The organism is Streptomyces sp. WAC06614 (assembly GCF_003949795.1).
Lineage (GTDB): Bacteria > Actinomycetota > Actinomycetes > Streptomycetales > Streptomycetaceae > Streptomyces.
Genome location: NZ_RPRY01000564.1, coordinates 1 through 2,484, shown reverse-complemented (window position 1 = coordinate 2,484; position 2,484 = coordinate 1). Strand labels below are relative to the sequence as shown.

Sequence of the window (2,484 nt, the reverse complement as noted above, 5' to 3'; positions counted from 1 at the left end):
CCCCGGTGAGGATGGACGGCGGGGCGGACCGCGACCGGGGCGGCCTGGCCGCCGCCGGCATCTTTCCCGCCACCCGGCCCGCCACCCGACCCGACCCACCCCACACACCCCTGAGGAGCCCTGTGATGCCGCCGCAGCCCGAGATCGTCCTCGACCCGCACGGCTCCGACCGTGCCGCCGAGAACGCCGCACTGCGTGCCCGCGGTCCGGTCGCCCGCGTCGACGTCCTGGGCGTCCCGGCCTGGGCGGTGACCGACCCGGCCCTGCTGCGGCAGCTGCTCACCGATCCCCGGGTGTCCAAGGACGCCCGCCGCCACTGGCCGCTGTTCCCCGATCGGATCGTGGGCAAGTGGCCCCTGGACCTGTGGGTGAGCGTGCAGAACATGTTCACCGCCTACGGCGACCAGCACCGCCGGCTGCGCCGACTGGTCGCCCCGGCGTTCAGCGTGCGCCGGATCTCCGCGCTCCAGCCGCGGATCGAGCGGGCCGCGCGGCTGCTCCTCGACGCCATGGCGACGGCCGCGCCCGGCACGGCCGTCGACGTCCGCGCGGGGTACGCCCGACCGCTGCCGATCATGGTCATCAGCGAGCTGATGGGCCTTCCGGACGACGACCACGAGTTCCGCGAGAACGTCGACAAGTCCTTCGACACCACCCTCAGCCCGGCCGAGGCCACGGCCAACGCCGAACGGCTCTACGCCCGGCTGGGGGAACTCGTCGCGGCCAAGCGGGAGGCACCGGGTGACGACCTCACCTCGCTCCTGATCGCCGCGCGCGACGAGGAGGGCGACGGGTCGAGCCTGACGGAACAGGAGCTCTTCGACACCCTGCTGCTGGTCATCAGCGCCGGCTACGAGACCACGGTCAACCTCCTCGACCAGGCGATCACGGCACTGCTCGGCCACCCGGACCAGCTCGGCCGGCTGCGCCGCGGGGAGGTGGGGTGGCGTGACGCCGTCGAAGAGGTGCTGCGCTACGAGGCCCCGGTGGGGCACGTACCGATGCGGTACGCGGTGACCGACCTCGACCTGCCGGGCGGGGTGACCATCCGGGCCGGTGACGCGATCCTCGCCTCCTACGGGGCCACCGGGCGCCACCCGGACCTGCACGGTCCCACCGCCGACGCGTTCGACATCTCCCGGCCGCGGCAGGAGCACATGTCCTTCGGGCACGGCGTCCACTTCTGCCTCGGTGCGGCGCTGGCCCGGCTGGAGGCGGCCGTCGCCCTGCCCGCCTTCTTCGCGCGTTTCCCCGACGCGGCCCTGGCCGTCCCCGCGGCCGAGCTGCGGCCCACGGCGTCGTTCATCTCCAACGGCCACCAGGAACTCCCCGTCGTCCTGCGGCCGGAGCGCTGAGCACACCGGCCGGCAGCCGGCACCTGGGGCCCGGGGCCCGGGCCCCGGGTCCCGCGGTGGACGCCCACGCCGTTCCCCGTGAAGGTGTACGCCCGCCGAAACCGGACCAGGCATCATCGGACCGGACCGACTCCGCCCGAGGAGGACTCGATGACCCGTTCGCCTTCGACGACCACGCGCCTCGCCGCGACCCTGGCAGCCGCCACCGCCGCCCTGCTCGCCTTCGCGTCGACCGCCACGGCCACCGCCGGCCCCCCGCGCCCAGAACCGAAAGCTCCGCGGGAGTTCGTGGCGCTCAGCTCCGTCGACCCCACGATCCTCCAGGACATGCGGTACGTGACACCGCACAATTTCGTCGGCGAGCCGATCGACGGCTACCGGCAGCCCGTCTGCATCCTCACCCGGCCCGCCGCCCAGGCCCTGCACCGGGCCCAGCTCAGCCTGCTGCGCCAAGGCTACTCCCTCAAGGTCTACGACTGCTACCGGCCGCAGCGCGCCGTCGACCACTTCGTCCGCTGGGCCAAGGACCTCGACGACGAGCGGAAGAAGGCGGAGTTCTACCCGCGGGTCGACAAGTCGCGCCTCTTCGAGGACGGTTACATCGCCGAGAAGTCGGGGCACAGCCGTGGCAGCACCATGGACCTGACGATCGTCCGGCTGCCGGCCCTCCCGGCACCACCGCCCCGGCCGGGCCAGGAGTCCGTGCCCTGTTACGCCCCTCAGGCGGAGCGGTACCCGGACAACTCCGTCGACATGGGAACCGGCTTCGACTGCTTCGACACGCTGTCGCACACAGACGACCCGCGCGTGCAGGGGGCGCAGCGGGCCGACCGCCAGCGGCTGAAGTCGGCGCTGACGGCGCAGGGATTCGTCAACCTGCCCGAGGAATGGTGGCACTTCACGTACAAGCCGGAGCTGTTCCCTGACACCTACTTCGACTTCCCCGTCGCGTACCGGTCGGTGGCCGGACACCAGCACTGAACCGGATGTCCCGAACCGGCCGTGTTCATCCGTGCAGTCGGTTCCGCACGGGAGCCGAGGAGGACACAGGACAGGGTCACATGATGACAACGGCAGTGATCACACCGGCCTTTCTCACCGATCACCCCCGCCCGCTCCCCTGCACGCG

At 72.4% G+C, this 2,484-nt stretch carries 2 protein-coding genes; both read left to right on the top strand.

Annotated features, from left to right (window positions below; all coding sequences use genetic code 11):
* The first annotated feature begins 125 nt into the window (after window positions 1-125).
* Entirely contained in the window at window positions 126-1,355 is a 1,230-nt protein-coding gene (locus EF918_RS34735; protein ID WP_125652844.1) for a cytochrome P450, read from the top strand.
* Window positions 1,356-1,505: 150 nt separating this feature from the next.
* Window positions 1,506-2,336 (top strand): M15 family metallopeptidase, encoded by an 831-nt coding sequence (locus EF918_RS34730; RefSeq protein WP_125652843.1) that lies wholly within the window; start codon window positions 1,506-1,508, stop codon window positions 2,334-2,336.
* The last annotated feature ends 148 nt before the right edge of the window (window positions 2,337-2,484 follow it).